At 36.7% G+C, this 16,859-nt stretch carries 14 protein-coding genes; 6 read left to right on the top strand and 8 right to left on the bottom strand.

Going from position 1 to position 16,859, the window contains the following annotated elements; translation table 11 throughout:
* The first annotated feature begins 23 nt into the window (after nt 1–23).
* Nucleotides 24–665 carry an SGNH/GDSL hydrolase family protein gene (locus RT761_RS05910; RefSeq protein ID WP_218113146.1) on the top strand — a complete coding sequence of 214 codons (642 nt, stop codon included), beginning with the start codon at nt 24–26 and terminating at the stop codon, nt 663–665.
* 39 nt (nt 666–704) lie between these two features.
* Here RT761_RS05910 and nudC read toward each other — a convergent pair whose 3' ends face one another.
* Nucleotides 705–1,571 carry an NAD(+) diphosphatase gene (gene nudC, locus RT761_RS05915; protein ID WP_218113147.1) on the bottom strand — a complete coding sequence of 289 codons (867 nt, stop codon included), beginning with the start codon at nt 1,569–1,571 and terminating at the stop codon, nt 705–707.
* A 99-nt stretch (nt 1,572–1,670) separates the two neighbouring features.
* Between nudC and RT761_RS05920 the strand changes: the two genes are divergently transcribed.
* The 5 genes from RT761_RS05920 (at nt 1,671) to RT761_RS05940 (ending at nt 7,484) form a co-directional block, all read left to right on the top strand.
* On the top strand, nt 1,671–2,960 hold the full coding sequence (locus tag RT761_RS05920; RefSeq protein WP_218113148.1) for an alpha/beta fold hydrolase: 1,290 nt from the start codon (nt 1,671–1,673) through the stop codon (nt 2,958–2,960).
* 49 nt (nt 2,961–3,009) lie between these two features.
* Nucleotides 3,010–3,762 (top strand): SDR family NAD(P)-dependent oxidoreductase, encoded by a 753-nt coding sequence (locus RT761_RS05925; protein ID WP_218113149.1) that lies wholly within the window; start codon nt 3,010–3,012, stop codon nt 3,760–3,762.
* A 191-nt stretch (nt 3,763–3,953) separates the two neighbouring features.
* Nucleotides 3,954–5,444, top strand: a complete 1,491-nt coding sequence (locus RT761_RS05930) for a sugar ABC transporter ATP-binding protein (protein ID WP_218113150.1) — start codon at nt 3,954–3,956, stop codon at nt 5,442–5,444.
* A gap of 13 nt (nt 5,445–5,457) precedes the next feature.
* A complete protein-coding gene (locus RT761_RS05935; RefSeq protein ID WP_218113151.1) occupies nt 5,458–6,444 on the top strand; it encodes an ABC transporter permease in 987 nt (328 codons plus the stop codon).
* Nucleotides 6,445–6,500: 56 nt separating this feature from the next.
* Nucleotides 6,501–7,484, top strand: a complete 984-nt coding sequence (locus tag RT761_RS05940) for an ABC transporter substrate-binding protein (protein WP_218113152.1) — start codon at nt 6,501–6,503, stop codon at nt 7,482–7,484.
* A gap of 67 nt (nt 7,485–7,551) precedes the next feature.
* Here RT761_RS05940 and RT761_RS05945 read toward each other — a convergent pair whose 3' ends face one another.
* From RT761_RS05945 to RT761_RS05975, 7 genes are all read right to left on the bottom strand, one after another.
* Nucleotides 7,552–8,109 carry a thermonuclease family protein gene (locus RT761_RS05945; RefSeq protein WP_218113153.1) on the bottom strand — a complete coding sequence of 186 codons (558 nt, stop codon included), beginning with the start codon at nt 8,107–8,109 and terminating at the stop codon, nt 7,552–7,554.
* Nucleotides 8,110–8,155: 46 nt separating this feature from the next.
* Entirely contained in the window at nt 8,156–9,820 is a 1,665-nt protein-coding gene (locus RT761_RS05950; protein WP_218113154.1) for a thioredoxin domain-containing protein, read from the bottom strand.
* 180 nt (nt 9,821–10,000) lie between these two features.
* Nucleotides 10,001–10,411: a GtrA family protein gene (locus tag RT761_RS05955; RefSeq protein ID WP_218113155.1), complete on the bottom strand. Its 411-nt coding sequence runs from the start codon at nt 10,409–10,411 to the stop codon at nt 10,001–10,003.
* The gene (locus RT761_RS05960) at nt 10,404–11,360 is read right to left on the bottom strand and encodes a glycosyltransferase family 2 protein (protein WP_218113156.1); all 957 of its coding nucleotides are present in this window, start codon (nt 11,358–11,360) and stop codon (nt 10,404–10,406) included. The genes RT761_RS05955 and RT761_RS05960 overlap by 8 nt, the downstream gene beginning before the upstream one ends.
* Nucleotides 11,361–11,387: 27 nt before the next feature.
* Complete coding sequence (locus RT761_RS05965) at nt 11,388–13,172, bottom strand: phospholipid carrier-dependent glycosyltransferase (protein ID WP_218113157.1); 1,785 nt, start codon at nt 13,170–13,172, stop codon at nt 11,388–11,390.
* A gap of 218 nt (nt 13,173–13,390) precedes the next feature.
* Nucleotides 13,391–15,841 carry a DUF3160 domain-containing protein gene (locus RT761_RS05970; protein ID WP_218113158.1) on the bottom strand — a complete coding sequence of 817 codons (2,451 nt, stop codon included), beginning with the start codon at nt 15,839–15,841 and terminating at the stop codon, nt 13,391–13,393.
* On the bottom strand, nt 15,828–16,556 hold the full coding sequence (locus RT761_RS05975) for a hypothetical protein (protein ID WP_218113159.1): 729 nt from the start codon (nt 16,554–16,556) through the stop codon (nt 15,828–15,830). Before RT761_RS05975 ends, RT761_RS05970 begins: the two co-directional genes overlap by 14 nt.
* Nucleotides 16,557–16,859: the final 303 nt, after the last annotated feature.

The following is a 16,859-nucleotide window of genomic DNA, read 5'->3' on the forward strand; positions in this document are numbered from 1 at the left end:
GAAAATAGGAAGGGGTTAATACAATGAAAAATGAAGAAATTAAAGAGGTTCTTTGTTTTGGTGATTCTTTAACTTGGGGTTGGAATCCGGTTGATAGGGGAAGATATCCTTTTGAGAAAAGATGGACCGGAGTTTTACAAAAAGAACTGGGTAAAGATTATCGAATAATCGAAGAAGGACTAAATGGAAGAACCACCATATGGGATGATCCGATTGAAGGGGAAAAGAACGGTAAAAAATACCTCATTCCCTGCCTGGAATCACACATGCCTTTAGATCTTGTTATTATCATGTTGGGGACCAATGACCTCAAACTGAGATTTAACAAATCAGCTTTTGATATTGCCGCAGCCGCAGATTCATTAATACAATTAGTTCAAAAAAGCCAAGCCGGTCGTGATTCTCAATCTCCTAAATCTTTGCTGGTTTCTCCGCCACCATTAGGAAAATTGACCGATTGGGAAGAAATGATGGAGGGTGGATATGAAAAATCAAAAAAGTTAGCCGGTTATTATGAGATGTTTGCAAGAGATCACCAATACTTTTTTTTCAATGCAGGAGAAGTTGTAAAAACCAGTGATTTGGACGGTCTCCATTGGGAAGAAGGAGAAAATTTAAAATTTGGGAAAGCCGTGGCCAAAAAAGTCAAAGAAATATTTGTTTGAGTATATAAAAAAATGTTAGGTTGTGGCAAAGGGTTAAAGCTATTTAACCTTAGAATGTTTTTCAATAAACCAATCGATTAACCACCGGGAGATGCTCATTTTACTTGGTATCGGTGGAAGGTTTTCAATTGTAAACCAATCGGCGTCTTCGATTTCTCGATGATCAATGGTGATTTGACCACTTAGATACTCGGCTGTAAAAGCTATCATAAGAGACTGAGGGAATGGCCAATGCTGACTTCCAAAATAATGGATATTATGAACTTCGATCCCGACTTCTTCGCGTATCTCTCTTGATACTGCTTGCTCTAAAGTTTCTCCAGGTTCGACAAACCCAGCAATAACGCTATACATGCCTGTTTTAAAACGGGGAGATCGAGCTAATAAAATCTCATCACCCTTTTCAATTAAAATAATAACGGCAGGAGCCAGTTGGGGGTAATTAATTAAGCCGCATTGAGGACATTCTTTGGCCCGTTCATCAGTTTTAAGTATGGTAGCATGACCACAACGCCCACAAAACTGTGTAGTTGAATCCCAATAAAGTAAGTGAATTGCACGCCCAGCAAGGGCTAATAAGTCATCACTGATCAAACCAAAAAGTTGACGCAGTCCTAAAGATTGATACCCGGATGGAATAGATGTTTTAGGATTCAGCTCTGCTCCAAAGCAATGGATCGAATCATACTGACCCAAGTACAACTGATTTGTCAAAGGGAGTTTTTCTTGTTCTACAATATTGAGAAGTGGTATATGATAAGAACCTTGTTTTTCTTGAATTAAAAGCTGGTTCTTGTAAAAAATAAACCACATGCTGAAACTACCAGTATCTTGGGGAGGAGAATAAAAGGGGGTAAAATTATCTAATAAAGAACTTTTCTGCTTTAGCTTCGCATCTGTAGTCATTTTTATCTCGCTTATTTTTTTTATAAAATAGTGAAATCAAATTTATAAAGGTTATAATATTTTACCGTATTATTATACTACCAGGAGGATTTATTGCTCATGAAAGTATCAAGAAATAGCCATAATCAAAAAAAAGGCAAACACTATTTTTTAATTAATTTTTCCATAGTTTTTCTTTTACTATTTTTATCTGGCTGCTTTATCCTGGTTGATATTACTGATAGTCCTTATGGTTATGCTGGTCGATGGCAAGGCTTGCCGCTTTTCGAGCCAGGTGAGGATTATGGGAAAGACAAACCAAGTCAAATATTCTTTGTTCATATAAATCAAATAGGAGAGAAGATATTTGGAGTCCTTTCTCGAGTTGATTCGTATGGTTTTTCGGAAGGTCCAATTTCAGGTGAACAAAAGGATAAAAATATCACCTTTACCGCGAAATTCCATAGTGAAAAACTGACTTTTGAAGGTTTATGGGTTGATGATCAAAGAGCTTGGGTGGGGAAATGGTCAAACGACCTCGGACAAAAGGGGCAAGTACTATTTGAAGTTCATAAATCCAACGCTGACCAATCAAAAGGATTTTGGACCATGAAAAATCATTTAACTATGAAGGGAGGAGTTGGGAAACCAGTTGTTTTTATCCATGGGATGAACAGCGATGGAAGCCGGTGGAATAAATTATTAAATGAATTGGAAAAAAGAGGTTTTTATGATAATCATCAAGTTTGGGTATTCCAATATAATTGGACAGAATTAATTGCAGTGAACGGCCTTGATCTTTATAAAAAAATGAATGAAAATGGAATTGAAAATCCGATTATTATTGCCCATTCCATGGGGGGGTTAGTAGCTCGGTCTTATATTGCTCAAGGTGGTACGGTTGATAAACTGATCACATTTGGCACGCCGCATCTCGGAACCCCCTTAGCAGACCTTGGTGCCAAATTGCTCGGATCAGATAATTTTAGCACTTGGATTCAAGAGTCTCTCATGCCAGGGGTTGCCGACATGAAAGAGACTTCGTCTTTTATTACCGATCTTTCTTCCAATCAAAATGATATCGAAAACCGAAAAAAATATATTGTATTTGCTAGTATTATAGATAGCCAACCAATTCATACCACAATTTGTCAAAATGATAATTGTCAGTCAAAAGTGGTTTGGAAGTGGCAACGAAATGACTATTTCGACAATCTGACACTTATTTGTTATAGAATGATCCCTGGTGAGAATGACGGATATGTTCCTAAGGATTCAGCGCTTTTTAAAGGAAATACAGTTTTATCAAAAAATCAATATTTCTTGAACGGTTTCCTTGATCATTCACAACTCGTAGATCCCGAAAAATCAACCGAGATTGTTTCGTTTCTTATGAACTTAGGGCAATAATTCATTTTCTGTTTAAAAGTTTAATTCAATTAATTGGAGGTTATTTTTTATGCCTGGTGTAAGTGGTCATGTTGCTTTAATTACCGGGGGAAGTCGCGGTATTGGAAGGGGAATTTCTCTTCGTCTTGCTCATGGAGGAGCAAAAATTGCTATTAATTACTATCAAAATGAAAATACTGCTCAGGAAACGCTTGACCAAATACGTTCCTTAGGTGGTGAAGGAATAGCTTTTCGTGCTGATGTATCAAAAAAGGACCAAGTAAAGAGGATGTTTGAATATATTCAGGAGAATTTCGGTTTGGTTGATATCTTGGTCAATAATGCCGGAGAGGGTCAATTACGGAGTAAGTCAACAACGATTGTAGATGAGGAAATGTGGGATCGACTTTATCAGGTCAATATCAAAGGTGTTTTCTTATGCTGTGCTCATGCCCTACCAATGATGATAGAAAAACAGTGGGGAAGAATTATCAATATTTCTTCAACAGCGGCTATTACAGGTGGGTCTTCAGGATCACATTATGCCGCAACCAAGGGGGCAATCATTCCTTACAGTAAGGCTTTGGCTCGAGATTATGCTTCACAGGGAATTACTGTTAATGTTGTTGCACCTGGAAAGATTGAAACCGATCTTTTCCACTCCACCATAACACCCGAGGCTATTCCTCAACTTATTAAAAAAATACCAGTTGGTAGGTTAGGACAACCTGCAGATATTGCAGAAAGTGTATTCTTTTTTGCGTCTGAAGAGGCCGGGTTTGTAACAGGACAAGTTATGGTTGTTGCTGGTGGATATGCTTAAGAGCGGATAACGGGAAATAATTATTGAAAATTTTTGCAATTCATGACTGATAAAGGCTAAATTTTATGATTACCCAGTGAATTGACTTTCATTGTTTGATATGGTATAAAAAAAATGAAATCGATTTCATAATAAAAAATTCTATTCCGAGATAATAAATCCATACTAAAATAATTAATGGTAAAACCAAAATGCCTGAATTATTAGTAATGGAAGGAATTAACAAAGCATTTTTTGGTGTTAAAGTCTTAAAAGACATTCAATTTCGTCTTCACGAGGGCGAAGTGCATGTTATTTTGGGTGAAAATGGAGCGGGAAAATCTACACTTATAAAAATTTTAAGTGGTGCCTATACCCTTGATTCGGGGAAGGTATTTTTAGAGGGGAAAGAAGTTGACATGGCTTCTTACAGCCCTGAGGTTGCATCTCGCCTGGGAATTGCAACTATATATCAAAATTTTCATCTAGTTCCTCACTTATCCATAGCAGAAAATATCTCTTTATCTAATTTTCCAGTGAAAAAAGGAGGGATCGATTGGAAATCAGTTCAAAAAAGAGCAAGAGATGTTTTAGAAAATATTCATTTTTCTGTAGACCCCAATACTTTGGTAAAAAAATTAAGCGTATCCCAGCAACAAATGTTGGAAATAGCTATTGCCTTGTCAAAAAATGCCAAAATCATCATTATGGATGAACCAACCGCAGCAATTAGCAAAAAAGAAGTTGAAACCCTTTTCCAACTTATTGCTGATATTAAAAAGAAAAAGGTCGGCATTATCTATATTTCTCATAAATTGGAAGAAATTAAAGTAATAGGTGATACGATTACTGTTTTACGAGATGGAAAAAACGTTGGAACAATGGGAGCCAAAGAAGCAGAATTAAATGAGATCGTTAGCTTAATGATTGGGAAGGAAATGAAAACCCTTGAAAAGAAAAAACAACATCTTTCGTCTGAAGTGATGATCGAATTAAAATCTCTCCGTCGTAAGGGGATCTTTGAAGATATAAGCTTTCAAATAGGGAAGGGTGAAATTGTTGGATTAACCGGTCTTATTGGGGCTGGAAAGACAGAATTGGCTCGGGCAATATTTGGTGTTGATAGATTAGACGCAGGCAAATGTTTTTTCCAGGAGAAAGAAATCAACATAAAGAATCCAAAGGAAGCCGTCCAACACGGTATAGGATATTTACCTGAGGATAGAGACGTGTCTGGTTTATGTTTGAATATGCCAGTTAAAGATAACGTGACTTTAGTTTATTTAGCCAAATTGAAAGAAAGACTATTTGGTATTCCTGCTGAAAAAGCTTTAGCTCAAAAATATATCAATCAATTAAAAATTAAAACGACCGGTGTTTATCAACAGGTTAAATATTTAAGTGGTGGCAACAAACAAAAAGTAATTTTTGCCAAGTGGTTAGCTGCCCATTGCCAATTTTTGATATTAGATGAACCTACTATCGGGATAGATGTGGGAGCACGGGAAGAGATATATAATCTTATATTTGATTTTGTGGAATCTGGAGAAAAGGCGGTACTTTTTCTTTCCAGTGATATTTCAGAAATCCTATCGGTTAGTGATCGAATTTTAGTTATGTCTCAAGGACGGCTTATAGCTGAACTCGACCCAAGCACGACTACCAAGCAGGAAATAATGGCTCGATGTTTAAATCTTAATTAAAAGGATTGGAAATATGAACCAAAATCTTCCGGATGAGCATCGAAAAAATTGGGATGTTTTAAGTGTTTTCCAGTATTTGTATCAGCAGCAATCCATATCTATGTTGTTTATTTTAATTATAATGTGGGTCATTCTTTCTTTACTTTCTCCCTATTTTTTTACGGTTAATAATCTTTTTGAAATTACCCTCCAATCAGCAGTAATTGCTTTAATAGCAGCAGGTGAGTCTTTTGTTATCTTTTCCGGGGGAATCGATTTATCGGTGGGTTCGGTTTTTGCCTTTTCGGCGATTGTTGGCGGGTTGGCTTTGCAATTTAGTGGAAGCGTAATCGTATCTTTAATGGCATCAATCGGAGCTGGACTTTTTGCCGGGTTTTGTAATGGTCTAGCTATCATTAAATTAAAAATTCCGCCATTTGTTGCAACTCTTGGAATGATGGGGATTGCTCGAGGACTGGCTTTAATTTTGTGTAATGGAGTTCCAATTTATGGCTTACCGAGGGAATATTTATGGATTGGCCAAGGGAGAATAGCAGGGATTGTGCCAGTACCTACAATCATTGTTATCATTTTGTTTACGATTATGTATTTTATTTTAAGAAACACTCGTTTTGGAAGGTTTACTTACTCCATTGGAAGTAACCCCGAAGCAACCCGTTTATCAGGCATTAAGGTTTCCTCGGTCACCTTGGGAATTTTTATGATTTGTGGCATGTTCGCAGCGATTGCAGCAGTCATTGAATCGGCTCGATTAGGGACCATGCAACCTGCCTCGGGGAATGGATACGAGCTTTTAGCGATCGGTTCGGTTTTTATTGGAGGAGCTAGTATTTATGGGGGTGAAGGCAATATTTTTGCGTCTTTAATAGGAGCTTTATTGGTAACCACTATCCGAAATGGTTTGAATATTTTAGGTGTATCAGCTTTTTATCAATATGTGGTAAATGGTTTAATTATTATTTTCGCAGTTGCAGCTGATCAAATTCGTCGAAAACATTAATTGAAAAAAAATGACTTTTAAGTCATTTTTTTATAAAAAAAGGAGGTCGGATGAAAATGAAAAAATGGTATTCTGTTATATCGTTAATGTTAGCTGCTTTACTCATTCTTGGTTGCTTAACCGTTGCTTTTGCTCAAGATGAAGGAAAATCGAAAACAATCGTATTTATCCCCAAATCAACCGATGTAACCTACTGGCTATTTCTCCGTAAAGGCGCAACTGATAAAGCGAGTGAATTAGGATATACAGTAGATTACCAAGGTGTTGCTACCGAAGCCGATGTAGCTGGGCAGGTGAATTTAGTGAATAATATTGTTGCAACCAAACCAGCCGGAATTCTTATGGCAGCGACTGATGCAAAAGCATTACAACCAGCAGTAGAAAATGGTATAAAAGCCGGTATTCCGATCATCATGGTCGATTCTGGCATTGAAGATAAGACAATTCCACTTGCTAATATTACCACTGATAATTTTGACGGAGCTTACCAGGCTGGGCTTTTACTGGCTGAAATGATTGGTGGGAAGGGCAAAGTAGCGAATATTGGGATTACAGCCGGTTCACAAACTGGAAGGGAACGAAGTGACGGTTTTATTGAAGCCATGAAAAAGTTCCCTGATATTCAAGTTCTTCCGGTTCAATGGACAGATGCCATAGCTGCAACTGCCATGAATATAGCCACTGACCTACTCAATGCCAACCCTGATTTAGTAGGATTTTACTCAGCCGCAGCTCCAATGGGAGTAGGAATTGCTCAAGCTCTTAAAGCCAAGGGTTTGGATCAAAAAGTGAAGCTGATTACTTTCGATCCTAGCCCGGAAACCTTGCCGTTATTTGAAGAAGGAACCATCAATGCAATTATCGCTCAAGATCCTTACCAAATGGGATATCGTGGCGTCGAAATGCTGGATAAAGTTATCAAAGGCGGTAAAATTGAAGAGGGTGAAAGGGATATTCAAATTCCAGTTGCGATCATAACACCTGAAAATTACGACACACCCGAGAGCCAGAAACTTTTACAAACACCAGATAAATTTTAATTCATTTTTATTCTGGTAAAAAAACAAAAGAGTGCCGAAAAGCACTCTTTTGTTTTTTTAAGATTATTCATCTCTCGCAGGATGGACAATCACTTTTTCCGCTGCTTGTTGAGGCTGTTATGTCTTCTTTGATAAGCCATAAACCCTTTTTTTCTGAACATGCTTTATCTTGTTCACCGAGTAGATAATTAATCATGTTTCTTCCGGCAGTATCTTCATCTACTTCCGCTAACCCTTCTGCTATAAGTTCTGCATTAATTATGGCAATTTCATCATCCTCGCTCTCACAGTGACAGAGGTAGGATAGATAGCCAACCCATACTTTTTCTTCACTATTATGACCCAAAGCAAAGTCGAAACTCACACCTGGCATGTGAATAAACTTTCGAAGTTTTTCTTTTAAAAGGTCGGCTATTCCAGCATAAGCTATAGGTGGCTTCACTCCAGCCAATTTAATTCGAACCTTAATTTTTTCCCTGCCACAGCAATATTCAGCGGTTACTATATTTGGTTGAGAAACTCGAATAATAGTTACTGGAATAATATTCTCCTGAGCTCTTACAAATTCTGCTAAACCACAAACAAAAAATATTGTTAAAATAATAAAGATAGCTTTTTTAGCCATCCAATGAACACCCCCTTATCTTTTCCAATGATTCCCTCATGAGTAATCAGGACAAAGCACTTTGCCAGAGCAAAATACTTAAAACAATAAATAATGATCCCAAAGCTAATTTTGAAAAAAGAATATTTTTCCTTCCAAAATTAGTCAAAGCTTTAGATTGACTTCCGTAGTAGACTCCAAAAAAGACCACTAAAAGCGGAATGATAAAAAAGGCATTGTAAAGGATAAGATACAGAAAAGCCCGCATTGATGTGCTTTGTCGGGCAATATACATTATAGTGGGTAGATAAATTTGCCCAGTGCACCCGGCTTCGAGAAGGGAAATAACAAAACCACTCAGGATGGCGGCAAATATTAATTTTTTTTCGGAAAAGCTTTTTTTGAGGTATTGATTTATTTTTACTCGAAATCCCTTGGGTAAACCTAAGGAGAACTCAGTTTCTTTCTTATCTTTTTTGTATTGAATAGCATCTTTTATACTAAGAATGGCGAAAACTAAAAGAACTGAAGCCATAATTCCATAGACAACTCGAGAAAAAACGTGGTAAGCGGCTAAAGTCTGCCAGACGTGAAACAGACCTAATCCCAAAAGAAGATAAGTAATAAAGACGGTTATACTATAAGTTACTCCAATTTCGAGAATTCTCCTCCGGTCATGGCCAAGCACCATGAGGAGGTTAACCATAAAAATGATAGTTGCAAAAGCGCAGGGGTTAAGACCGTCCAAAACCCCTGCGCCAGCTACTACCCAAGGTGTAAAACCCTTAAAGCGTTGAAATACGATATCTTCGATAGCACCAGTATCACTGGTTACTATTTTTTTATCGGTTTCAGAAAGTGAAATAGTTTTTTGTATGAGCTCTTCAATTTTTGAGTTCACATTTTCATTCTCTTCCGCGGTGACATATCCGGCTTCGGAGAACAACTCAACAGAAGTTGTGTTTTCTACTTGCCATTGCTCTTCCAAAAAAACCAGCTTTTCATAGTTTTCAGAAAAAATATAATCGAGATAGACAACTTTGATTTGATCTTGATATTTTTCAAAAATCGGCGGTGTTGTTTCATTTTTGAGTTTTCGACAGGAAGGACATCTTGATGAATAAAAGAAAAGAATAACTGGATTTTCTGGAATATTCGCAACTTGTGAATAATTTGCTGTTAATTTTTCTCTTTCTATAACCTCTACTGGAATCGATTCAAAAATTGCCAGCTTTTCTTGAATGATGGGTGAATTTTTTTCAGTTCCAATCACAAAGATTTTTTCTGGAGCTAACTTTTGAATAGCTTGAATAGACTCTTCGTCAAGGAAAATGCTTCCATCTCCAACAAAATTGAGAAAAACCACTGAATGATAGTTTTCAGTGAAAACTGAATAAGGCGGGAAAACTGGATATTGAGAGCCATCCAGAAGGTCGGAAACTGCCACCAATTTTCCATTTTCTTCCATTTTTCTGAGAATATCCTGATGGTTTTGAATATCCTCGTTGGATGGAAGGATAATAACTGTTGATGACTCTGGTTGCCATTTTTCCCAATCTTCCGCACCAGCCTGAGTTTGGCCGAGATCTATGTAGGCTTTAATATTCGCTTCATCTTCAGGGGTTGGGAGTACTCCATTTCCAATAAACTGAATATCATAAGCCAGTAGCGAAGAAGAAAAAACCAAAGTTAAAGCAAGAACGTATAAAACGGATAGAAATATTTTTTTCAACCAATAACACCCCCTTCAGTGTTTATTATACAATAAATATCCTTTTTGATTATGATATTCATTTTCATTTTACGAAAGAAATCCATATTAGGAGACAAGAGCAATCATTATTTCTATATTTTTATTTAATTTTAAGTTCAAAACCAGGTTTTTAATATTTTTATATTTTATCTTTTTCAGCTAAGATTTTAACATTTTAAAAACCCAAAACTTATTGCCGATAAAATTGATCAAAACCGAAAAAAAGGTTGCTCCAACCTTGCTCCAAAGTACTTCTATTTGATATTTTTCATGAAAGAGAGTTAAGAAGAAGAGTGATACTCCCAGGGAAATGAGGTTAATAGTTAGAAATTTTATCATTTCGATTAGATTAAAACGGTGGCCAGCCTGGAAAGTCCAGGACTTATTAAGATAATAACTGTTAAAAACTGCACAAGAATAGGAAATTATTTGTGATATTCGATAATATTGCTCTCCGAAAAGATAATTGAGAAGAGTAAAAATACCAAAATCAACTGCAGTATTAAGAACTCCAACCAGGCTGAACTTTATAAATTGGAAAAAGTTTTTGGTGAGAAAAAAATTATTCATTTTTAGAGGATTTTTCGTCAAAACCTTGAGCTTTATGAATGACATACAAAGGGCGGTTCTTGGTTTCATCATAGATTCTTCCAATGTATTCTCCCAATAGCCCAAGCATAATGAGTACTACTCCATTAAAAAAGAGACTAATAGCCATCAGAGAGGCCCAGCCAGGTACGGTTTTTTGGGTAAATACCTTTTCAAAAATGACTATCAAGAGGTAAATGAAGCTAATTCCTGAGAGGGTAAATCCTAAATAGGTAGCAATTTTTAAAGGTTTGTAAGAAAAAGCAGTAATGGCATCCCATGCTAAACGAAGGAGTTTTTTAACGTTATATTTGGTTTCCCCAGCCCAACGCTCTTCTCGAACAAATTCAATAGCAGTTTGTCGAAACCCCACCCAACTTATAATACCTCTCATATAACGATTTTTTTCTCGGATATTTTTTAAAGCATCGGCAACCTTCCGATCGATGAGCCGAAAATCACCCACATCAGCAGGCATATTGATTTCGGTCATGCGTTGCAGAAAACGGTAAAAAAGAGCAGAGGTCGTTTTTTTGAAGGCCGATTCGCCCTTTCGTTGTTTCCTTTTTCCATAAACAACTTCAAAACCCTGCTTCCATTTTTCAATCATGGCTGGTATCAATTCCGGCGGATCTTGCAGATCGGCATCGATGATGACTATGCCCTGCCCAGAAGCATGGTCTAATCCGGCAGTTGTTGCGGCTTCATGACCAAAATTTCTGGAAAAGTGAATTACTTTAAGATTGGGATCGTTGCGGTGAATATCATCAAGAATTTCACCAGTTCGGTCAGAACTCCCATCGTTAATAAAAATAAGCTCATAAGGCTCTCCAATTTCATCCATTACTTTTTTTAAACGATTGTGGGTTTCCGAAATTACCGGTTCCTCATTAAAAGCTGGTACAACCACTGAATATTGAATAGTCTTCATTTTGTTAATCCTCAATTTCAAAATATTTTATATATAAAAGATCCAACTTGGCACCCAGCGTAAAAATCTTGCGGCATAGGATCGATCTACTATCGTGCCGGAAATTACTGGATAAAACATCACAAAAAGGACCACAACTATGATTAGGTAGATGAGGACGAAATACTTAGAGCCATGATATTTTTCTAAAAATTCTCGAATAAGATAAACAATTGAAAAAATAACAAAAGGAACGCTAGCGAAATAATGATAAATGAATGTTAGACGAGGAATAATTGCCCAGGGAAGATATTGGGAAAAGAAACCGGCAAGAATAAAAAAGAGAGTAGTGTCTCTTCTTTTTAGCCAAACAATAAAGCAGGCAATCAGGGCAAGAGTTCCCGGCCACCAGATAGCCGGATTTCCCATTGACGAGATACTGGCAATTTTTCCTTCAGGAAGACCCTGGCCTTGATACATCCATATAGGGCGAATAAGCAAAGGCCATTGCCACCATGGTGAAGAATAACCATGGGTTGCTTTTAGATTTCGATGGTAATTATACATATTAATTTGGTATTGAACCAGGTCATGAAAACTATGCCCACGATTGGGAACCAAAAGAAGGGGTATAAATGAGAGAGCATAAACGGTTAGAGGGATTGCAATAAAAAATAACAAACACCAAAGAATAATTCTTTTGGTATAAAGGGGGAAAACCATAATAGAATTCGAAGAGCTCGGAGTAGAATCTTGATTATTATAATTTTGTTGTTCTCTTTTAATTTTTAAATGAACCCGATAATTACGCAAAATAGTGGTAAAAAAAATAAAAGCCAAGCCGCCACCTGAATAGATACCATTGAGTTTGCTGGCTGAAGCACACCCGTAAAAAAGTCCTGATAAAAAAAGCGGGATGAGGAGTTTTTTTAAGGGATATTCATAAAAACTTCTTTGGTAAAAGAGAAGCATGCAAAAATAAGAACAGAGAATGAAAAATACCATATAGACTTCGATGGTAGCGATTCGAGAATGAGAAAAATGCATAAAATCAAAAGTAAGAAGAAAAGCTCCAATGAAGGCATAAGAGGGTTTTTTGAAAAGTTGTAGTCCAAAATAATAAATGAGTGGAATCATGGCTATACCAAAAAGGGTTCCGACTATCCTCCATCCAAAAGGATTCATCCCAAAAATTGCTATTCCAATAGATAGAAGAATTTTTGCGAAAAAAGGCTGAACCGAATCATAAGGTTCCATACGATGGAGGTGCTCATAGGCAGTGCGAGCAAAATAGATTTCATCGAAATACATACCATTTAAGAAGCTTGGTAATTCAGGTATGGTATGTGATTCATCAGCAATTCTATGTACACTGCTTTCTAAAATGGCCGGGGTAGTATTTTGAATAACATTCTGGACTGGAATGATTTCTTTCCCGTCAAGGCCAAGGAAACCAATTTCGTACATTCTTCCTCCTGGTTGCAATACGGATATCCGAACAAAGCGACCTTCACCATCAAGAAGGGCATCTTTCCATACATAGATGTCAAAAACACCGTGAAAATTCAGTTTGAGCTTTTCTTGCCAGGATTGGTTATCGGTGGATAGTTCAAAGAGATATTGACCATCACCAATGCCTCCAAAATAACGAATTGAATGAAATTTTTTTATTTCTCCAAAATCGAATGTTACCGTTTCACCAGCAAGCAAAGGACGCCAAAAAGTTTCGGGAGCAACCCGAGAACCTAATTGATAAAGAGCAACTACTGAATACCCAATAGTTATGATGATCATTAGAATAGTGAATAATTTATATGAATTCCGAGATTCCATGGTTTTCCCTTCACCTCTTTGAAAATATCCTTCGATATTATAGCTATTTCATACTAGCCATTCCATGAAGATGTTTCAGACAAGGATTATTAAAAATATCAGGCTATTTCTTATTTTTTGAATAATGCTGAAAATCAAATCAATCTTATCAACAGAGCTTGGAACACCCCCTAAAAAATGGGAATAGGGGATGTTCCCTTTCGTTTTGAGAAATGATGTTAATCAAAATAATAGATATATTCTAATCGGGGTATTTCCGGTGGGTACTGAGAAGAGAAAAATCCCTGGGTCCAATTTGGCGGCGGTGGGTTCGTTCCTGCTTTCAGCATGGCTTGCCATTTTTCATCAGTTAATCGATCATCAGCAGGGTGTAGGAATTCAAAGTAAGAAAAAGTTGCTCCACGAGTGAGTTTAAGATAGCCATCAACTTCGGTAACCACATAAATTTCATAAACTGGACCGACTCCAACTTCGAGAGCTAAGTTTTTCTCAATTTTCTGGCCATTTTCTTCAACCTCGATTTGAGCAGTATGGATATCAGCAATGACTGCTACATTTTTATCGGTGTCGCTTTGAATCTCAAACCAGTTGCTGATACTTTCATCATCAGTCATAACCGATATAGTAAGATTTTCCAGTAAGGCACCAAAAGTATAGAGTTCTTCGTGTTCTTCTGAAGTAATAGGCTGGTTCGTGACCTCTTTTAAAGAGACCTGATAAAGAAATTCAACCAGATCAATGAATTTTTCGAATTTTTCTTGCATTGGTTTGGTTAACAAACCTCTTTGCTGTAATCCATCGCGACTATGGGTAAGAAGTTCAAGCATTCGGCTAAAAAATTCAGGATTGGCTTCAACCTGGCATTTTGGTGGATCGGGAATCCAGTCTTCCCAGCCTCCTTTTTCAGCGCCAGAGGGGCTTCCGTAAAGTATGACATCATGCCTGAGCTGAGACCAACTGGCCAGTGAAGTGATTAAGCTTTTCTTTTCCCAAGCTTGATTTCGCATATAAAAGGGATAATCATATCCATTTTTTAGTTGAAGAAGCGATTTGAGGCAATACAACCAGTTGTAGTAGAGATTGGTTTTCCAATCGTTTGCAGTGAGATGTGTAAATTCCATAATTATTTTTTCCAAATTTTCTGGATATTCTTTCCAAATGTTCCCTTCGATTTGATGTTCTTCTAAGGCAATTTTTGTAGCCAAACGAGATCCCAAAACTGCCATAACATCTAAACCCTTGGGGAAGGGACGAAGCGGGATACGAGGAACGGTATCGGTCCATTTGGTGAGACGCTGGAGGATTTCAGAATCAGGAATATACCGTTGTCCCATGAAACGAAATTGGGCTGTACTTGGGATGAGATAAAGCTCGGTTTTGATACGTTTCTTTTTGGAATATATCTCTTCCGCCATTTTTTGGGCTTCAGCAAGCTTGATTGGGTCGGCAAGGTCTTCATAAGGTGTATTCTCCCCATAAACGGTATCAAGTATTATTTTATACTCTTGTGGTCCAAGGTCATCGGAAAGTCCAACATAAAACACCGTTGGTTCGTAGATCGTTTCCCAAAGATCGATCAATTTTGAATTATTATAGGAATTATCAAAGAGCTGCTTTGTAATAATCAATGATTGAAGGAGATCAGTTTGCTGATCGGCTAGGAAATAATTCTGTCCATACCACATCAGCGCCATAAAATAACGCTTTAATTCTTCCGATCGAGTATAATGACCGCGAATAATAAACTGACTATAGTCCATATCATGTTTAATATCTGGATTAAAGTCGGGGTTAAAAATCTCAGAGTTTTCTCGACCGACCGCGCCTAAGCTTTTATCGATTTCCGATTGAATGATATCTTGGATGCCATGGGGATAGGATGCTTCTGATTTGTTTAAAAAGAGTTGAGGAACGGCAAAATAGGCAATATTTCTTAAAGCTGCGCGCTGAATGTCTTTATTTTCAGCTTTTTCAAATAAGGATTTAGAAAGTTCTAACATTTGATTGGTAAGTTCTTTAACAACCGGGAAGAGTTTTTCGGATTCTAAATTTCGTAGGGTAAAGTCAAAAAAGATATGATAGAGCTGAAGAATCGCATCAGTTGTTATAAAATTAGCTACACCATAGTAGTTGTTGTTTTCGTAAAGCCAAAAAAACTGTTCATAGGGTGCAGGTTGCCATTCTACATCCTCACTTTCAGGATCTGGATAACGGCAAGGGAAAATAGTGAAGCCGAATTGAGAAAGTCTTTCCAAATCTTCAGATGCTAATTCCCCAAATTGCCAAAGATTGATGATATTATCGGTGTTAATCTTTTTCATTCCGTTGATTTCAATAAAATTTTGTTGGAGAAGTTCCTTTTCTTTTTCAAGTAGGGCCTCGATATTTTTACGATCAATTTCGGTCAATCGATCATCGGAATAGGTTACTGTCCCATCTTCATTGACTCCAATTTGGTACCAATCTTTAGACCGGAAGTAGTTATTCAATTCGTAGGTTTTAAAAGGTCGACCTCTTTTTGCAAATATCTCATTCCGCATCATATAAATCTGTGGTAGGGTTTTCCCTTCCAACTCTTGAGGAGTAATCACCTGTTCCTCGGTAAATCCAACTGTAGACACCAGCAAAACGAGGAAAAAGATAATGAAAATAGACTTATTGGATTTCATTGAAATCCCTCCCTTCAAAACAAAATTCAGCAATACTGTTTATTAATAAATTTTTACCTAAAATTGCAATTCCCCTAAAGCCAAATCCAGTCCATTCATAGGCCATAATTCGTTTTAAACCATCTTTTTGATACTCAAGAGCAATTAATTCGGTTAAGCCGTCATGGTTGGAATCCCAAAAATTAAAATCAAGAAATGGCGAAGAAAGTCTAGAACCAAGCCACTTAGGAAAAATCATTCCCTTTTCCCACGCATAAATAAATAATCGATTGTCAAAGACGGGATGAAATTGTGCTTTTTTCCAAACCCCAACCGCTACCTCTGGCCTTCCATCACCTTCAACATCACACATAAGGATTTTCCAAGGATTCAATTGGCGATTATTATCGATCCATTTTTCCTGAAATTTTCCTCCTTCATACTTATAACATGCGAGTCTTTCTCCCCGAATTTCACCTTCCCTTCCTAAAATGACGAAAACAACTTTTTCATCTGAATACAGGCAGCCATCGACAATAATCCAAGGCTCCATTAAGTATCGATCTATAAGGACATTATTATTATCGGCCATTTCCAGGGAATCATGATAGATATTAATGAAGATTTGATCGTGATCAAATGTTTTTATTGGGATTTTTGCTTGGGAACATCCAAAAGCTATGAATAAAAAACCAAATACAGTAAAAATTATATAAATCAATTTTTTCAGCATCATATTAATCATCTTGAGAGATTCTTTCTATCTGAAATATTATTCGTAATATAAGGTACATTACACAAATTCATAGGAATTATACGCTCCTCCTTAATATACATTATTTAAGCCTCATTTTAGTTTACCAGATAAAATTTTTTTTTACTCATCTATTTTAAAATTCTATTAAGTGTTAACAATTACAGAATATTGCTTTATTAATTATATATTCCTATAATGCCGATATTATATAGAATATAATGTGTATAAAGGTATTGACAAATGATTAAATATATAATATTGTGTAAACGCTAACATGTAAGC

The organism is Atribacter laminatus, assembly GCF_015775515.1.
GTDB classification, from domain to species: Bacteria; Atribacterota; Atribacteria; order Atribacterales; family Atribacteraceae; genus Atribacter; species Atribacter laminatus.

Coding starts and splice junctions, on each gene's coding strand:
- RT761_RS05910 (WP_218113146.1), top strand. CDS start 24: ATGAAAAATGAAGAAATTAAAGAGGTTCTTTGTTTTGGTGATTCTTTA.
- nudC (WP_218113147.1), bottom strand. CDS start 1,571: ATGACTACAGATGCGAAGCTAAAGCAGAAAAGTTCTTTATTAGATAAT.
- RT761_RS05920 (WP_218113148.1), top strand. CDS start 1,671: ATGAAAGTATCAAGAAATAGCCATAATCAAAAAAAAGGCAAACACTAT.
- RT761_RS05925 (WP_218113149.1), top strand. CDS start 3,010: ATGCCTGGTGTAAGTGGTCATGTTGCTTTAATTACCGGGGGAAGTCGC.
- RT761_RS05930 (WP_218113150.1), top strand. CDS start 3,954: ATGCCTGAATTATTAGTAATGGAAGGAATTAACAAAGCATTTTTTGGT.
- RT761_RS05935 (WP_218113151.1), top strand. CDS start 5,458: ATGAACCAAAATCTTCCGGATGAGCATCGAAAAAATTGGGATGTTTTA.
- RT761_RS05940 (WP_218113152.1), top strand. CDS start 6,501: ATGAAAAAATGGTATTCTGTTATATCGTTAATGTTAGCTGCTTTACTC.
- RT761_RS05945 (WP_218113153.1), bottom strand. CDS start 8,109: ATGGCTAAAAAAGCTATCTTTATTATTTTAACAATATTTTTTGTTTGT.
- RT761_RS05955 (WP_218113155.1), bottom strand. CDS start 10,411: ATGAATAATTTTTTTCTCACCAAAAACTTTTTCCAATTTATAAAGTTC.
- RT761_RS05960 (WP_218113156.1), bottom strand. CDS start 11,360: ATGAAGACTATTCAATATTCAGTGGTTGTACCAGCTTTTAATGAGGAA.
- RT761_RS05965 (WP_218113157.1), bottom strand. CDS start 13,172: ATGGAATCTCGGAATTCATATAAATTATTCACTATTCTAATGATCATC.
- RT761_RS05970 (WP_218113158.1), bottom strand. CDS start 15,841: ATGAAATCCAATAAGTCTATTTTCATTATCTTTTTCCTCGTTTTGCTG.
- RT761_RS05975 (WP_218113159.1), bottom strand. CDS start 16,556: ATGATGCTGAAAAAATTGATTTATATAATTTTTACTGTATTTGGTTTT.